This is a genomic window from Polynucleobacter sp. (assembly GCF_044342855.1).
Classification (GTDB): Bacteria; Pseudomonadota; Gammaproteobacteria; order Burkholderiales; family Burkholderiaceae; genus Polynucleobacter.
The window spans coordinates 37175-54139 of record NZ_JBIIPA010000014.1 but is presented as its reverse complement, the minus strand read 5'-3'; the positions used below and the strand labels follow the sequence as shown (position 1 = coordinate 54139).

Sequence of the window (16965 nt, the reverse complement as noted above, 5' to 3'; positions counted from 1 at the left end):
ACTTACCCGCTTAAGACCGCCAAATTTTAAAAACTCTTTAACTACCTTTAGCTTGAACTGCTTGCTGTACTTGCTCATAAAAACCCCCTTGGTTGGACATAACGTCCAACTTTTGGGGGTCAGTTCAGCGGGGTGGCTGTTTATTAAGTAGGAATTAATTACAAAGTGATATCTGGCTCTTGTCTTACGCAATCAACGTAGTACTCACTGCGTCCATCGACATCTGCTTTCACTAGACCATGGATATCAGTTTCAAAGCCTGGGAATCGCTCATTGAAGTCTCGAGCAAAGTAGAGATAGTCAATGATGCGTTTATTAAAGCGCTCACCCGGGATCAGCAATGGAATACCTGGAGGATACGGGGTCACTAGCATTGCAGTTATACGATCTTCGAGTTGATCCAAAGGAACGCGATCTACTTTTTTGTGCGCCATCTTGGCCCAAGCTTCTGAAGGCATTATCGCTGGCACCATGTCTGATGTGTACATCTCTGTAGTCATGCGGGCCACGTTGCGACTCTTATAAAACTCATGGATCTGCTGGCAGATGTCTTTTAGACCAACGCGCTCATAACGAGGATGTTTAGCAACAAACTCTGGCAATACCTTCCACAATGGAGCGTTCTTATCAAAGTGATCTTTAAATTGCTGTAATTCAGTTACCAAGGTATTCCAACGACCCTTGGTGATGCCGATAGTGAACATGATGAAGAAGGAGTACAAACCGCACTTCTCCACGATCACGCCATGCTCAGCTAAATATTTTGTAACGATGCTGGCTGGGATACCCATAGAGCCGAAGTTTCCTTCGATATCTAAACCAGGGGTGACAACAGTCGCCTTGATTGGATCAAGCATATTGAAATCTTTGGCTACATTGCCAAAGTCATGCCAGCTGGCATTAGGTTCCAGAATCCAATCGGAGCGCCCCCCAACACCTTCTTCAGTTAAGTGATCTGGGCCCCAAACCTTAAACCACCAGTCTGCGCCAAACTTATCATCCACTTCACGCATCGCACGGCGGAAGTCCATCGCTTCAGCGATAGATTCCTCAACCAGCGTAGTGCCGCCAGGAGACTCCATCATGGCAGCAGACACATCACAAGAAGCGATGATGGCGTACTGTGGACTAGTGGAGGTATGCATCAGATAGGCTTCATTGAAGCAATCACGATCAAGCTTTGTATCCTCTGCATCCTGCACCAACACTTGAGAAGCTTGTGAGAGGCCGGCCAACAACTTGTGGGTTGATTGGGTAGCAAACATCAAGCTCTTTTTAGTGCGCTTACGATCAGATCCGATCGCATGCATATCTTTGTAGAAAGGATGGAATGCAGCATGCGGCAACCAAGCCTCATCAAAATGCAATGAATCGACTTTTCCGTCGAGCATTTCTTTAATCATCTCGACGTTGTAGACAATACCGTCATAGGTACTTTGCGTGAGCGTCATGACACGAGGCACTACATTCTTATCTTTAATAAAGGGGTTGGCATCAATTTTCTTCTTGATATTTTTCCACTCAAACTCTTCTTTTGGAATCGGGCCAATAATGCCAAGGTGATTACGGGTTGGCATTAAGAAGATCGGGATCGCGCCCATCATCGTGATCGAATGAATCACTGACTTATGGCAGTTGCGGTCAACCAATACCACGTCGCCAGGAGCAACAGTAGAGTGCCAAACAATCTTATTTGAAGTAGATGTGCCATTGGTCACAAAGAACAAATGATCGGCGTTAAAGATGCGCGCAGCATTACGCTCACTTTGTAATACAGGACCAGTGTGATCCAGCAACTGACCTAACTCTTCCACTGCGTTACAAACGTCAGCACGAAGCATGTTCTCGCCAAAGAATTGATGGAACATGCGGCCCACTGGACTCTTCAGGAAAGCTACACCACCGGAGTGGCCTGGGCAATGCCAAGAGTAAGAACCTTCAGAGGCGTAATTAGTCAGCGCACGGAAGAATGGTGGGGCTAATGAATCTAGGTAAACTTTTGCTTCACGAATAATGTGACGCGCCACAAACTCCGGCGTATCTTCATTCATATGAATGAAGCCGTGTAACTCGCGCAAGATGTCGTTCGGCATATGACGTGAGGTACGAGTCTCGCCGTACAAGAAGATTGGAATATCTTCATTACGCTTGCGCACTTCTGTAATAAATGCGCGTAAGTTATTTAATGCGGGTAAGTCATGGTCTTCAGAGTCAGAAACAAACTCTTCGTCATCGATCGACACAATAAAGCTAGAAGCGCGCGAGGCCTGCTGGGCAAAGGATGTTAGGTCACCATAGCTAGTTAAGCCAATCACCTCCATGCCCTCGTTTTCAATCGCCTCCGCTAGGTCGCGAATACCCGAACCTGAAATATTTTCAGAGCGAAAGTCCTCATCAATAATGATGATTGGGAAACGAAATTTCATGAGTAGCCTTTAAGTTCGCCAATATGGCGATGAAGCAGATTGAGCAGATTAAGTCTTCGGCAGAGTTACGCCGACTTGGCCTTGATACTTACCGCCACGATCTTTGTACGATGTACCGCATACTTCATCGCTTTCAAAGAACAGAACTTGCGCGCATCCTTCACCGGCATAAATCTTTGCAGGCAATGGAGTCGTATTAGAAAACTCGAGTGTGACGTAACCTTCCCACTCAGGCTCAAAGGGAGTCACGTTCACAATAATTCCGCAACGCGCGTAAGTACTCTTACCAACGCAAACAGTTAATACGCTACGTGGAATCTTGAAGTACTCAACGGTTCTTGCCAAGGCAAAAGAGTTTGGAGGAATGATGCAAACCGGACCCTTGAAATCCACAAACGACTGCTCGTCGAAATTCTTAGGGTCAACGATGGTGCTATTGATGTTCGTAAAAATCTTGAACTCGTCAGCGCAGCGAATGTCATAGCCATAGCTTGAAGTGCCATAGCTCACAATTTTTTGCCCGGCGGCATCTTGGCGGACCTGCCCAGGTTCAAACGGGCTGATCATGCCTTGCTCGCCCATGCGGCGGATCCAGTGGTCAGATTTAATAGTCATGGCCGAATTGTAAAACCATCGCAGGCCATATGCCCACGAATTTACGAGGTGGCAGGCGGGGAGGTAAAAATCACCCTCTCAGGGGCATTAAAGATCTCAAAATGCTTGCCGGAACAGCGAGATAACAAGGTGAGGTTGGTCTTCCGGGCAAGCTCCAGGCCCATTAAGGTCATGCCAGACCGAGTCATTAAGAATGGAATGCCCATCTGAGCACCTTTAATGACCATCTCCGAGGTAAGACGCCCCGTAGTAAAGAAGATCAGATCTTTGCCCGGCTTGTCGGCAAGCCACATCAGTCCAGAGATAGAGTCAACGGCGTTGTGACGTCCAACATCCTCAATAAAGTGGAGTAGACGGACACTGTCCTTACCTTCTCTCTCGAATACAGCGCAAGCGTGTACGGAGCCGGATTTCTTATAGATAGTGTCGTGAACTCGAATGCTGTCGATGAGGGCGACTATTGCCTCCTGGGTTAATTGAGGGCCATCTGGCAATCTAATCTGCGCCATCTCCTCAATCAAGCCACCAAACATCGTGCCCTGGCCACAACCCGTAGTTACTACGCGCTTACTTGTAAGAGCATCGATATCTACCGTGCTGCGATAGGTCTTCACAGCTGCTGAATCAGTCTCCCAATCCACTTGGATACTGGCAATATCGTCTGGCGACTCAACTAGGCGCTGATTACGCAAATAGCCCAGCACCAGGGCCTCAGGGGCACTTCCCAAGGTCATCAGGGTGACAACTTCCCGTTTATCCAAATAAATGGTTAAAGAGCGCTCCCCAGGAATATGGGTGGTTTTGATACGCCCTGCCTCATCCATGACCTGCACTTCGTGCACCAAAGGCACGGAAGCGTGAGACATCTGAATGTTGTGGGGCAAAGCCATAAAACACCTCTTAAATAGGTTCAAATCGGTATTCACTTTAACCGCAGACTAAAATTGGTGCTGAAGTGAGGCCCCAAGCCCCATAATCTGGTATTCGCATTTGTTGAAATTATTTCTATTTAAGTACGCATGAGTAGCCCTAAACGTCGCCTGCTAGTTACCTCCGCCCTGCCATACGCCAATGGCCAGATTCACATTGGGCATTTGGTGGAATATGTTCAGACGGATATCTGGGTACGCTTCCAGAGAATGCGTGGTCATGAAGTGCACTATGTTGGCGCTGATGACACTCACGGTACGCCGATTATGCTGCGCGCTGAAAAAGAAGGTCTCACGCCTAAGGAACTCATTGCGAATGTTTGGAAAGAGCACAAACGCGACTTTGATGACTTCTTAATTTCATTTGATAACTACTACACGACAGATAGCCCTGAGAATGAAAAGCTATCTCAAAGCATCTATCTGAAGTTGCGCGATGTTGGCTTAATTGAAATGCGCTCGATTGAACAAGCATATGACCCAGTTAAAGAGATGTTCTTGCCGGATCGCTTTATTAAAGGTGAGTGCCCTAAGTGTGGCGCCAAAGATCAATACGGCGACTCTTGCGAAAAGTGCGGAGCAACCTACTCCCCAACCGATTTAAAGAATCCATTCTCGGTAGTGAGTGGCGCAACGCCTATTAAAAAAGTTTCCGATCATTACTTCTTTAAGTTATCGGATCCACGCTGCGAAACATTTTTACGCGAGTGGACTCAAGTCAAAACTCCGCTGCAACCGGAAGCTCGCAACAAGATGAAAGAATGGGTTGGGCAGCCTGGAGATAGTAAGCTTGGGGACTGGGACATCTCCCGTGACGCGCCCTACTTTGGCTTTGAAATCCCTGATGCACCAGGTAAATACTTCTATGTGTGGCTTGATGCACCAATCGGCTACTACGCCAGCTTCCTCAACTACTGCCAGAGTAAAGGCTTGAACTTTGAGGAGTGGGTCAGACCTGATACGACTACTGAGCAATACCACTTTATCGGTAAAGACATTCTCTATTTCCACACACTCTTTTGGCCAGCGACCCTGCACTTTGCAGGCTATCGCACCCCAACCAATGTATTTGCTCATGGCTTCCTCACCGTTGATGGCGAAAAGATGAGTAAGTCCCGTGGCACTTTAATTTCTGCGCATAGCGTGATTGAGTCTGGCTTTAATCCTGAATGGTTCCGCTATTACTTTGCAACCAAACTGAATGACAGCATGGAAGATTTAGATTTAAATCTTCAAGACTTTGTTGCTCGAGTTAACAGCGACCTATTAGGAAAGTACATCAACATCGCGAGTCGCAGCGCCGGTTTCTTGGTTAAGCGTTTTGGTGGAGTCGTTTCTGATGCAGCAATGAACAATCCACTACTGGCTGAGATTGCATCTGCGAGTGAAAAAATTGCTGAGCTATATGAGGCTCGTGAATATGCCAAAGCACTGCGCACGACCATGGAACTGGCCGACAAGGTCAATGCCTTTGTTGATGAAAACAAACCTTGGGAAATCGCTAAGGATACCGAGCGTGAAGCTGACTTACAGCGAGTCTGTAGCGTGACCTTAGAGGCATTCCGTTTATTAAGCCTCTATCTCAAGCCAGTACTGCCTCAAGTCACAGCTGGAGTTGAGGACTTCCTCTCGGTTCCAGCCATGACCTGGAATGACGTTAAAACACCGCTCTCCAGCCAAAATCCGATCAAGGCCTATAAACACCTCATGACCCGGGTCGAAGCGCCTCAAATCGAGGCTTTATTGGCAGCAAACCTCTAAAAACGACCCCAATTAGGCTAATTTCCAGGAATTAGCCAAAAAGTCAGCAGGTTTGCAGGGAAAATCGTTAATAATGATGGGCTAGGCAGATAGTTGCTGCGCAGTAATTTTTGCAAGTTATTGAATTAATTGAGAATTTTAGGAAATATGATGGCTAGATATACATCCGAATTCACCCAGTTCTTAAATGAGCTTAAATCCGAGAAACCGGACCTCGAAGCAGGTCAGCAAGCAGGTCGCGCCCTACTTTGGGATAAAGAGCCTTTGACCACCGAAGACCAGCGTCGCGCCAAAGCAGCCAAATTAAAGCAACGCGCTTACGTGTATTCGAATGACTGAGCTGGGAGCCGAGCCGGGCGCTCAATCCGAATTGCTAGATAGCACTCCATCGGTTACCGATGGCATGTCTTCTGCATTCGCCAAACTCTATGGCGAGCCATTATTTAAGCTTCCTACAGATTTATATATTCCACCAGATGCACTAGAGGTTTTTCTAGAAGCATTTGAAGGCCCCCTCGATCTTCTGCTTTATCTGATTCGCAAACAGAATTTCAACGTCCTTGATATTCCAATGGCGCAGGTGACTCAACAGTACCTGAGCTATATCGACCAAATCCGTCATCACAATTTAGAGTTAGCAGCTGAATACTTGCTGATGGCCGCCATGTTGATCGAGATTAAATCTCGCATGCTATTGCCAATGAAGAAGGCTGATAGCGATGAAGAGGTTGAGGATCCACGCGCAGAACTGGTTCGCCGCCTCTTAGAGTACGAGCGCATGAAATTGGCCGCTCAAGAGCTCGATCAAATTCCACAGCAAGGGCGTGATTTCCAGATCGCCCATGGCCATGTGGATACAACCGTTGCAGTTACCTGGCCAGACGTTAATCAAGACGACTTACAAATAGCTTGGCGTGATGTCCTTCACCGCGCAAAACTAAACCAGCACCACACCATTACTCGCGAAGAGCTGTCCGTACGCGACTTCATGACACGCATTTTGCGCCGCTTGCAAAGTACTAAATTCGTAGAGTTCGGCGAGCTATTTGAAGAAGCTATTAAATCTGGCAAAGGCATTCCGGTTGTCATCGTCAACTTCATTGCCATGCTTGAGCTCTCACGCGAAGCTTTAGTGGAAATTACCCAAGCGGAGCCATACGCACCGATTTATGTGCGCCTCGCCTACACTCCTGTTGCATGAAAATAATTAGTGACATACAAGAGTTACGTGACCACTTGCGTGGACAAAATCGCGCCTCCTTTGTGCCAACTATGGGCAACCTCCATGAAGGTCATTTATCCCTCATGCGCCTTGCTAGACAACATGGTGACCCGGTAGTAGCCAGCATCTTTGTAAACAGATTGCAGTTCGGTCCAAATGAAGATTTTGATAGCTACCCGCGCACTATGCAGGCAGATATCGATAAGTTAGAAAAAGAAGGTGTGTACATCCTATTTGCGCCAACTGAGCGCGACTTATATCCACAGCCCCAAGAGTATCGAGTAGATCCGCCACAGCAATTAAGTGACATCCTTGAGGGTGAATTCCGCCCCGGATTCTTTAAAGGTGTTTGCACAGTTGTGCTCAAATTACTTTCTTGCGTTCAACCCAAAGTCGCCGTGTTTGGAAAAAAAGATTACCAACAGCTGATGATCATTCGTCAGATGGCTAAGCAGTTTGCACTACCTGTAGAAATTGTCCCCGGCGAAACAGTGCGTGCTGAAGATGGCCTTGCCCTCTCCTCTCGCAATGGCTACCTCTCTGCTGAAGAGCGTGCAGAGGCACCTGCACTACAGAGGGCCTTGCAAGAAGTTCGTGCACGCGTACTAGATTTGAGTCAGCGCAACATGTACTCACTGATCGAGATTGAAAAAATCGCGGTAGATCTTCTCACTGGTCGTGGTTGGCAACCGGACTACATTGCCATTCGCCAGCAAAGCGATTTGGCTCCAGCCTCTAACGAAAGCCTGCAGGCTGGCGAGCCGCTAGTGATTCTGACGGCTGCTAAGTTGGGTAAAACACGTTTGATTGATAACCTAGAAATCTAGTTTCTAGGTATTTGATTTATGCTGTGATTTACAGTGTAAAGAACTGCCCCACCTCCAACCCCAACTCTTTAGCTAATTCAGCGCCAGTTACTTTTCCTGCGGCACCTTTTGCTTTAAGGACTTCGATTTGTCCGCCATGGCAGGTGACAAAGAAAGAATCTAGGGTAATTTGAGAACTTCACCAGGCTTGCCCTTGACTGAACCAAAAGTAGCTGCTACATGCTTGTGACAGTCGTAGATCTGCACTTTTTGCTCGCCAAACTTAGTCCAAGCGCCAGGCGCAGGATTGCATGCACGAATTAAGTTGTAGATCTGGCTAATGTGAGTAGCCCAATGAATTTGAGCGGCATTCGCATCAAACCAGCCCTCGTAATTTGCCTGTGACTCATCCTGAACAATTTCTTGATGTTTATTGGCAACGACGAGATCGGCAGCCTCAAGTAACGCCTTCACGCCATCCGGGAAAAGATGATCAAAGTAAATCTTGCCCAAGGTGCCATCAGGACCAATAGCGACCTCTTTTTGCAAAATAACTTCACCTTCATCCAAATCATCGGATGGGCGGAAGATAGTTAAGCCCGCCTTCTCTTCACCCAATGCAATCGCCCAATTAATGGCGCTAGGGCCGCGGTACTTAGGTAGGAGTGATGGGTGATACTGAATAGTGCCGTGCTTTGGAATCTTACAAAGCTCTTGCGATACAAACTGAAGCACATAGGCCATCACACAGATATCAGCCTTGCAATCAATCATTGCTTGCGCTGCCTCAGGGCCTTTAAGAGAGGCAAATTGCAAGGGGGTCAAGCCTCTTGCAATCGCCACCTCTTTAAGCACTTCAGGCTTGGTTGATTTTGGATTGTCCGGCGGACAAAACACGGCAACAACTTCGTCGCCACGATCTAAAAAAGCCTCTAAGGCCGCTTTACCAAAATCCGCACTCCCAATCAGCGCAACACGCATCTTAGATCACCTTATCGTGACGAAGACTAATCAACTCATCGGTTGAGTAACCCAATTCACTAAGGATCTCATCAGTATGCTCACCTAATAACGGTGAACGTGTAACGTCTGTTGGGCTGTCAGACATCTTGATTGGATTACCCACAGTGAGGTACTTGCCACGAATTGGATGATCTACTTCAACAACAGTTCCAGTAGCACGCAATGCTGGCTCTTCTGAAATTTCTTTCATCGATAAAATTGGGCCGCAAGGAATATCGTATTTATTCAAAATATCCATGACTTCAAACTTCGTCTTAGTCATTGTCCATTTTTCAATTTCACCGAAAATTTCCATCAGGTGCGGCAAGCGGGCCATTGGTGAAGCAAAACGTACATCTGTAATCCAATCTTCACGACCGATTACCTTGCAAATCGCTTCCCAAACTGGGGCTTGCACGATGACATACATATAGGAATTAGGATCTGTTTCCCAGCCTTTGCATTTGACAATCCAACCAGGTTGACCACCGCCAGAGGCATTGCCAGCGCGGGGTACAGAGTCACCAAACTCGCCATTTGGAAACTGTGGGTACTCTTGCATTGTGCCGTTACGCTCTAAGCGCTGTTGATCACGCAACTTCACACGACATAAATTTAATACTGCATCTTGCATTGCTGCCAATACTTTTTGTCCGCGACCAGAGTGAGTGCGTTGATATAGCGCAGTCACAATACCGAGCGCCAAATGCAAGCCGGTCCCGCTATCACCAATCTGAGCACCAGTCACCATAGGAGGGCCATCATCAAAACCAGTAGTCGATGCTGAGCCGCCAGCACACTGCGCTACGTTTTCATAAACTTTGCAGTCCTCGTAAGGACCAGGACCAAAACCTTTTACAGATGCCATGATCATCATCGGATTGAGTTCTTGGATGCGTTCCCAAGAAAATCCCATGCGATCTAATGCGCCAGGAGCAAAGTTCTCAACCAGAACATCACATTCTTTGATCAAGCGCTCTAGAATTTCTTTGCCTTTTGGGGTTTTGGTATTCACGGTGATTGAACGTTTGTTATGGTTCAACATGGTGAAATACAAACTATCCGCATCAGGGATATCACGCAATTGACCGCGAGTGGCATCACCCTCACCTGATTTTTCAACTTTGATTACATCCGCACCGAACCACGCGAGCAACTGAGTGCAAGTTGGGCCGGATTGAACGTGCGTAAAGTCGAGGACTTTCACCCCTTCTAATGCTTTTGCCATGATTAAAGTCCTAATAAGATTGAAATTTTGAATTAAGCCAATTTTGCCAGCGGCGGATTGCGGTGCAACATGGCATGCCTACTTATTGAGCACATCTAGCAAGGGATGCCCCATATTAGCTATTTGAGTGCAAATTTATTGATTTTCAAGATCAGAAAGCCGCTTTTTAAGAGCCCTTTCTTCGGCAAAACGCTCAGTCTCATCACGAATCACTGCGGCCACACCATTAGCCTGATGTTTCTCATCAAACAACATGCCCACGGTAAAGGCGATGGATAAAGTACGTCCATCTTTGTGCCTTGCTGGAACCTTCAATAATGAAGTGCCGTAACGTGTAGTTCCTGTCTCCATGGATTTGCTGTAACCCTCGTTATGCCTTTGACGTTGGCGCTCGGGAACTATCAAATCCAAGGTATTGCCAAGCGCCTCTTCCTCAGAATAGCCAAAAATTCTGGTGGCAGCGGCATTCCAAAGAACAATCTTTTCATGGGCATCGGCAACCACTACCGCGTCACCAATACAGTCAAGCAATTGGTTTAAATCAATATTCGTTTTCATACTGTCAGTCTATAGACATTAGCTTGATCTAGGTGAATAAAAAAGGCGCCCACGAGGAGCGCCTTCAAAACTAAAACAAGTAATGCTAATTGTTATTAAACCGCTTTTGCTGCATGTAACTTAGCGATGTCATCAGCGCTATAGCCAAGGTCAGTCAATACTTCATTGGTGTGCTCACCTAATACTGGTGATGGACCAACTTCGATTTCCAAATCAGAGAACTTGATTGGGCTACCAATTGTCAAATACTTGCCACGAACTTTGTGGTCAACTTCAACGATAGAACCACTCTTACGCAAATCAGGAGATGCAGCCAATTCTTTCATTGAGAGTACTGGTGCACAAGGAATATCGAACTTGCGGAGAATATCCACAGCTTCGTACTTAGTTTTGTCCTTGAGCCACTCTTCAATTGTTGCGAAGATGTCAAAAATCTTATCTTGACGCGCTTCAGCAGTCATGTAGGCTGGATCTGTTGCCCACTCTGGTTTGCCCAAAGCTTTAGTGATTGGCTCCCAAGCATGACCTTGAATAGTGAAGTAGATATAGGCATTAGGATCTGCTTCCCAACCCTTACACTTCAATACCCAACCTGGCTGACCGCCACCACCAGCGTTACCGCCACGTGGAACTACATCAGAGAATGTGCCATGCGGATATTGTGGATACTCTTCGAGGTAGCCAATTTTGTCCAAACGCTGTTGATCGCGCAACTTCACACGGCACAAGTTCAATACAGCATCTTGCATTGAGCAAGAAACTTTTTGACCTTTGCCAGTTTTTTGACGCTGCATCAATGCAGTCAAGATACCAATTGCCAAATGCATACCAGTATTGCTATCGCCCAAAGCAGCAGCAGAAACTGTTGGAGGACCATCCCAGAAGCCAGTTGTAGAAGCGGCACCACCAGCGCACTGAGCAACGTTCTCATACACTTTTAAGTCTTCATAAGAGTGACCATCGCTAAAGCCTTTTACAGAAGCCATGATCATCTTTGGATTTAACTCCTGAATACGTGCCCAGCTAAAACCCATACGATCCAAAGCGCCTGGACCAAAGTTCTCAACCATCACATCAGAAGTCTTGATCATCTTCTCTAAAACTTCTTTACCTTCTTGAGTCTTAGTATCCAAAGTCAAAGAACGCTTGTTACCGTTCAACATAGTGAAGTACAAAGCATCTGCACCTGGGATATCGCGTAACTGGCTACGAGTTACGTCGCCAGAACCTGGACGCTCTACCTTGATCACATCTGCGCCGTACCAAGCCAATAGCTGAGTACATGCAGGACCTGCCTGTACGTGTGTGAAGTCGATGATACGAATGCCGTCTAATGGTTTAGTCATGTTTGATTCTCCTTAAGGTCTTGCTTGTGTATTGCTAAATTTGTTCTTAAGAAATTACTGATTAATTGCTTTCGGATTACTTCTTACCTGCTGCAGTTGATGGATTCAAGTTAGTTAAACGTCCACTCTCTGTACCAGCTGTCTCATCAATCACGGCATTAATCAAAGCAGGCTTACCTTCAGCAATTGCTTTAGTCAAAGCTGCTTCTAATTCAGCTGGAGTAGTTACGTAGTAACCAACACCACCAAATGCCTCGATCATCTTGTCGTAACGGGCATTTTTAACGAATACTGTTGGAGCAACATCTGCACCACCAGTTGGATTTACGTCAGTACCACGATACACACCGTTGTTATTAAACACCACTGTAGCGATTGGCAAGTTGTAACGGCAAATTGTTTCCAACTCCATACCGCTAAAACCAAATGCGCTATCACCCTCAACCGCAACTGTTGGCAAGCCGCTAGTTACAGCAGCGCCAATGGCGTAGCCCATACCAATACCCATAATTCCCCAAGTACCGGAATCGAAACGTTTACGTGGCTTATACATGTCCACAATTGCGCGGCAATAGTCGAGTGTATTTGCACCTTCGTTAACCAAGTTCACATCTGGGTTCTTCTTGATCACATCACGAATCGCGCGCAATGCGCCGTGGAAGTTCATTGGTGAAGCTTCTTTGGCAAGAGTCTCAGCCATCTTCGCTAAGTTCTTATCTTTCTTCTCATTGATTGCGCTAATCCATTCAGCGCTTGGCTTAGGAACAGCAGCAATTCCTTTTAAGAGCTCACCAACAACAGAGCCAATATCACCAATCAATGGAGCATCAATTTGTACGTTGCTATCCACTTCGTTTGATTGAATATCGATTTGGATAAATTTCTTGGGATCTTTGCCCCATGTTTTACCTTTACCGTGTGCAAGCAACCAGTTCAAACGCGCACCAACCAACATCACCGCATCAGCTTCAGCCAATACAAATGAACGTGCTGCAGAAGCAGATTGTGGGTGATTGTCTGGCAACAAACCTTTAGCCATCGACATCGGCAAGTAAGGAATACCAGACTTCTCAATCAATGCACGAATATCCGCATCGGCTTGAGCATAAGCAGCGCCTTTGCCCAAGAGGATCAATGGACGCTTGGCGCCTTTCAATACATTCAAGGCACGCTCTACAGCATCAGCCGCAGGGATTTGACGTGGAATTGGATCGATCACTTTGAAGATAGACTTCTTAGCTTCTTCCACTGGCATTGTTTGAGCCAATAGTTGTGCAGGCAAGTCTAAGTACACGCCGCCCGGACGACCAGAAACAGCTGCACGAATAGCGCGCGCAAAACCAATACCGATATCTTCAATGTGATTAATACGATATGCAGCTTTGCAATATGGCTTAGCCGCATTGAGCTGATCCATCTCTTCGTAATCACCCTGCTGCAAGTCAACGATTTCACGTTCGCTTGAACCAGAAATCAAAATCATTGGGAAACAGTTCACTGTGGCATTTGCCAAGGCTGTTAAACCATTTAAGAAACCAGGTGCTGACACAGTCATGCAAATACCAGGCTTTTGAGTCATGTAACCAGCAATTGCTGCAGCATTACCTGCGTGCTGTTCGTGACGGAAACCAATGAAGCGCAACCCTTCAGCTTGAGCCAAACGGCACAAGTCGGTAATTGGAATACCAACGAGACCGAAAATAGTATCTAGGTCATTTGCTTTTAAAGCATCAATAACGAGATGGAAGCCATCGGTGACTTGGGTATTTTGATTATCTGTTGTCATAGAAATTTATAGTTAATTACACCGCCCGAACGCACAAGATGTTCAGTGCAACTTAGCTTTCGCTAACTGTCTCCAATTAAGTTATTAGTAGTGCCACGGGCAACCATAAGCTTACCCGTTGAGGCTGAGATGAATCTTAAGCCTGGGGCCGGCGTTCATCATTGACTTCGGTCAATTTCCCCTGAAATCTAGAAGCAACTGGGGGTTTCTAATTAGATAAAGAGCTCTTTATGCTTTGTTTTTAGGCGGCTCAAAGTCTCTGGGGACAGATTGAGGTAGGCAGCCAGCTCTTTCTTGGGGAGAAGCTCAAATAAGTCTTCGTATTTACGTAAAAACCGCTCTACTCGGCCTGGGGCGTCGAGCATATGCAAGGTGATCGTATGGGCCATGATCTCGCTCATGAGGCGCATGACCTCAAACTCAAAGCTTTCTTTGAGAGGCTTGTGGGCATCCAAAAACTCGGCCCACTTCTTAAGCGGCATACGCGCAACACGGGCTTTGGTTACCGAGGCAATGCTGTATGGGGCCGCCGTCTTGAGGCGCCAAGCTGCATAGCTCGTTTCAATATCTTTTTCGATAGCAAAACGCAAAATCATCTCTTTTGCATCGGCACTAGAAACAATGCGTTTCAAGATTCCGTCCAGCACAAAGTACTGCTCCATCTGGTGATCACCTTGATGAAGCAGGATTTCTGATTTTTTGAGGTCTGAAATGACTAAATGGCGCTCTAAATCAGCCATTGTTTCAGGATCCAAGCTTTTTAACACCGAGTTTTGGCTCAGCTGCAAACGAATCAGGTTTTTTTCGGGGTGCTTGTCTAATGCCGTCATGAATCCTTAATCCTAGAGCCCTTATTGTAGGCTTTTTTAGGGTTTTAGGCCGATTCGACCCCGGTCTGAGCTAGAATTCAGGGGTCGTGGTGCTTTATTGCAGCGCAATAAAGTTAAACGGGAAACACTAAACGTGTGCTGCCCCCGCAACGGTAAGTAAATGCGCCCTAACTTTCAGGTGAAGGTGTCAGGAGTCTGAGTAAGCCACTGTGCGCGTCAATTGCATGGGAAGGCCAGATTCTGAGATTTACTAGCCCGGATACCGGCCAAGACAGGTGGAATTTTGCGGACGGGGACCCTCGCGCGCCGATGAAGCATCACCAAACAAACTGGTCTGATGCCCAATTGACGCCTGAACTCTCATAAAGTGGAATTCTGTTCGACCCAGCTTACGGGGAAGTGAGCCAGGTGACTCGAAGGCAGAAGGTTCATCATGAAGCAGCAGTTCAGCAGTAAAACGCTAGTTGCCCTACTTTGCGGCGCAGCAATAACATTCAATTCGGCAGCTCAAAACTCTCAGTCGACAGTAATAGTCTCCGGCTCACGCTTTGAAGAAAACCTCAATGAAGCTCCCGCCAATGTCAAAGTGATTACACGTGATGAGATAGCAAATTCAAGCTCGAACAATATTCCAGAGGTGCTCTCGCAGATTGGTGGCTTGAATGTCAAAAACTCTAGTGGCAACCCTCTAAATCTCGATACCTCGGTAGATATGGGCGGCTACGGCGCTACTGCAAACAGCACCACACTGATATTGGTGGATGGACAACGATTAAACCCTATAGATTCGGGCACCATCAACTGGGAATCTATCCCAATAGACTCAATCGAACGAATTGAGGCTCTACAAGGCGGAGCAAGTGTCCAATACGGAAATGGAGCCGTGGGAGGCGTTATCAACATCATTACCAATGGCGGCGCAAAAAATCTAAACCAAACCTCAGTTACTTATGGAAGCTACAACACCGTAATTGGCAATGCAATTTTGCGCAACAAGATTAATGACACAACAATTCAACTTACTGCCAATACATCAAATACAGATGGGTGGAGACAAAACTCAGCAGCAAATGCCTACTCATTTGATGCCAAATTAACTCAAGCACTGGGTGGCATCGATCAAATCTATGCCGACATATTCTTTAACCACTCACACTCTCAGACGCCAGGGTCGGTACTAGGTCAAGCGGGAACAGGTAACCCTCAATCTGCTAGAGCTGCATTTATTGGATCGACCACCACCACCGATAACTCGGGAATTAGGGCTGGCTTTATTAAAGCCCTCACTGATCGACTTACCTTTGATATTGATGGGACATATTCAAATAAAAATTCCAACTCCAATATCCCGGCCTCACCTTACTATCTTTTATATCCAAACTGGCAGCTTGCAGTCTCTCCAAAGGTGAAAGCAAACTTTGGTGAGTGGGGGACAACGGTTGTTGGATATGACTTTAATCAAGCCTCTCAAAGCAGCTCTTCAGGCTCAACTTTTGGCACGACCAGTCTTCAGCAAAACGCAGGCATCATCAATCAATCGGTGTATCTCGTCTCACGAATTCCATTAAGAATGGTCAATGGATTAGAAGCTAGCGGGGGCTTCAGACATCAAGCGCAGAATGCGTCTACAAATGATTTCTCGTCTGGCTCAGCAATTACTGCAAGTCAAAAATACTCAGCTAATGCTGGCAATGCTGCATTGAATTACAACTATCAATCAGGACAAAAAATATTCATCAAATGGGATCAGTCTTATCGATTTCCAAATACAGATGAATTCTGGGGATTTGATCCAAATGCGAATGGAGGCTATGGCGCGCCGATATTCAACGGCATTCTAAAACCACAAATTTCTCAAACATATTCAGCTGGAGGTGATTGGAGCATTTATCAATCTCACATTTCAGCCCTCATCTTCCAATCAATCACGCAAAATGAAATTCGCTACGACCCGGCCACCTATGGAAACATTAACACCATCAGCAACATCAATCGTACGGGTTTCCTTTTTGACTCCTCAAGCAACATCACCCGAAATCTAACTCTAGCAGCTGGCGGAAAAATTCAAAGATCCACCTTTAGCACCGGCTCCTCTGCCGGGGTAGGTGTCGGACTATCCCCAGATCTACTTCTAAATGTTCGAGCCCAGTACATGTTTAATAGCGCATGGAGTGCTGGCGCAGTGATTAATTATGTGGGGAATCAAAACTACGATGCCGACCCAAACATAACAAATTCATTGGCAAAGATTCCATCATATGTAGCTGCAGATGTATATGCCAGCTATAAAGTAAAGACTTTCGAAGCTAAATTTATAGTTAAAAATATTGGTGGAAATTCCTACGCAACAACAGGTGGCTATGACACCGTTAAAGGCTATTACCACTACCCTACAACACCAACAACCTATTTTGTAACCGCAAAATATAACTTCTAAATTTAGAATATTTTCAACG

General features: G+C 46.3%; 14 protein-coding genes and 1 riboswitch. Of the genes, 5 read left to right on the top strand and 9 right to left on the bottom strand.

All coding sequences use genetic code 11. From position 1 onward, the window contains the following. Positions 1-158: 158 nt before the first annotated feature. From ACIQZ3_RS06310 to ACIQZ3_RS06300, 3 genes are read right to left on the bottom strand one after another with little or no spacing between them, the layout of a single operon-like run. Positions 159-2426 carry an Orn/Lys/Arg decarboxylase N-terminal domain-containing protein gene (locus tag ACIQZ3_RS06310; RefSeq protein WP_397391370.1) on the bottom strand — a complete coding sequence of 756 codons (2268 nt, stop codon included), beginning with the start codon at positions 2424-2426 and terminating at the stop codon, positions 159-161. A 48-nt stretch (positions 2427-2474) separates the two neighbouring features. Continuing rightward, on the bottom strand, positions 2475-3041 hold the full coding sequence (gene dcd / locus ACIQZ3_RS06305) for a dCTP deaminase (protein ID WP_041484826.1): 567 nt from the start codon (positions 3039-3041) through the stop codon (positions 2475-2477). A gap of 41 nt (positions 3042-3082) precedes the next feature. Then, entirely contained in the window at positions 3083-3925 is an 843-nt protein-coding gene (locus ACIQZ3_RS06300) for a formate dehydrogenase accessory sulfurtransferase FdhD (RefSeq protein ID WP_397391378.1), read from the bottom strand. Positions 3926-4060: 135 nt separating this feature from the next. On the opposite strand from ACIQZ3_RS06300, the gene metG reads away from it, so the two are divergent. The 4 genes from metG (at position 4061) to panC (ending at position 7780) form a co-directional block, all read left to right on the top strand. Next, positions 4061-5731, top strand: a complete 1671-nt coding sequence (metG, locus tag ACIQZ3_RS06295; RefSeq protein ID WP_397391368.1) for a methionine--tRNA ligase — start codon at positions 4061-4063, stop codon at positions 5729-5731. Between the two features lie 150 nt (positions 5732-5881). Beyond that, entirely contained in the window at positions 5882-6070 is a 189-nt protein-coding gene (locus ACIQZ3_RS06290) for a DUF3460 family protein (protein ID WP_215330041.1), read from the top strand. Beyond that, a complete protein-coding gene (locus ACIQZ3_RS06285) occupies positions 6063-6932 on the top strand; it encodes a segregation and condensation protein A (protein WP_397391366.1) in 870 nt (289 codons plus the stop codon). The genes ACIQZ3_RS06290 and ACIQZ3_RS06285 overlap by 8 nt, the downstream gene beginning before the upstream one ends. After that, a complete protein-coding gene (gene panC, locus ACIQZ3_RS06280) occupies positions 6929-7780 on the top strand; it encodes a pantoate--beta-alanine ligase (RefSeq protein WP_397391364.1) in 852 nt (283 codons plus the stop codon). The genes ACIQZ3_RS06285 and panC overlap by 4 nt, the downstream gene beginning before the upstream one ends. Before the next feature lie 159 nt (positions 7781-7939). Here panC and ACIQZ3_RS06275 read toward each other — a convergent pair whose 3' ends face one another. The 6 genes from ACIQZ3_RS06275 to ACIQZ3_RS06250 form a co-directional block, all read right to left on the bottom strand. Beyond that, on the bottom strand, positions 7940-8740 hold the full coding sequence (locus ACIQZ3_RS06275; RefSeq protein WP_397391362.1) for a methionyl-tRNA formyltransferase: 801 nt from the start codon (positions 8738-8740) through the stop codon (positions 7940-7942). A gap of 1 nt (position 8741) precedes the next feature. Further along, positions 8742-9989: a formyl-CoA transferase gene (gene frc / locus ACIQZ3_RS06270; protein ID WP_397391360.1), complete on the bottom strand. Its 1248-nt coding sequence runs from the start codon at positions 9987-9989 to the stop codon at positions 8742-8744. A gap of 135 nt (positions 9990-10124) precedes the next feature. Beyond that, a complete protein-coding gene (locus ACIQZ3_RS06265) occupies positions 10125-10547 on the bottom strand; it encodes a PAS domain-containing protein (RefSeq protein WP_397391358.1) in 423 nt (140 codons plus the stop codon). Between the two features lie 95 nt (positions 10548-10642). Next, entirely contained in the window at positions 10643-11893 is a 1251-nt protein-coding gene (gene frc / locus ACIQZ3_RS06260; RefSeq protein ID WP_397391356.1) for a formyl-CoA transferase, read from the bottom strand. A 76-nt stretch (positions 11894-11969) separates the two neighbouring features. After that, on the bottom strand, positions 11970-13679 hold the full coding sequence (oxc, locus tag ACIQZ3_RS06255; RefSeq protein WP_397391354.1) for an oxalyl-CoA decarboxylase: 1710 nt from the start codon (positions 13677-13679) through the stop codon (positions 11970-11972). 212 nt (positions 13680-13891) lie between these two features. Further along, on the bottom strand, positions 13892-14509 hold the full coding sequence (locus tag ACIQZ3_RS06250) for a Crp/Fnr family transcriptional regulator (RefSeq protein WP_397391352.1): 618 nt from the start codon (positions 14507-14509) through the stop codon (positions 13892-13894). A gap of 70 nt (positions 14510-14579) precedes the next feature. Continuing rightward, positions 14580-14795, top strand: a riboswitch (cobalamin riboswitch). A gap of 147 nt (positions 14796-14942) precedes the next feature. Between ACIQZ3_RS06250 and ACIQZ3_RS06245 the strand changes: the two genes are divergently transcribed. After that, positions 14943-16946 (top strand): TonB-dependent receptor, encoded by a 2004-nt coding sequence (locus ACIQZ3_RS06245; protein ID WP_397391350.1) that lies wholly within the window; start codon positions 14943-14945, stop codon positions 16944-16946. The last annotated feature ends 19 nt before the right edge of the window (positions 16947-16965 follow it).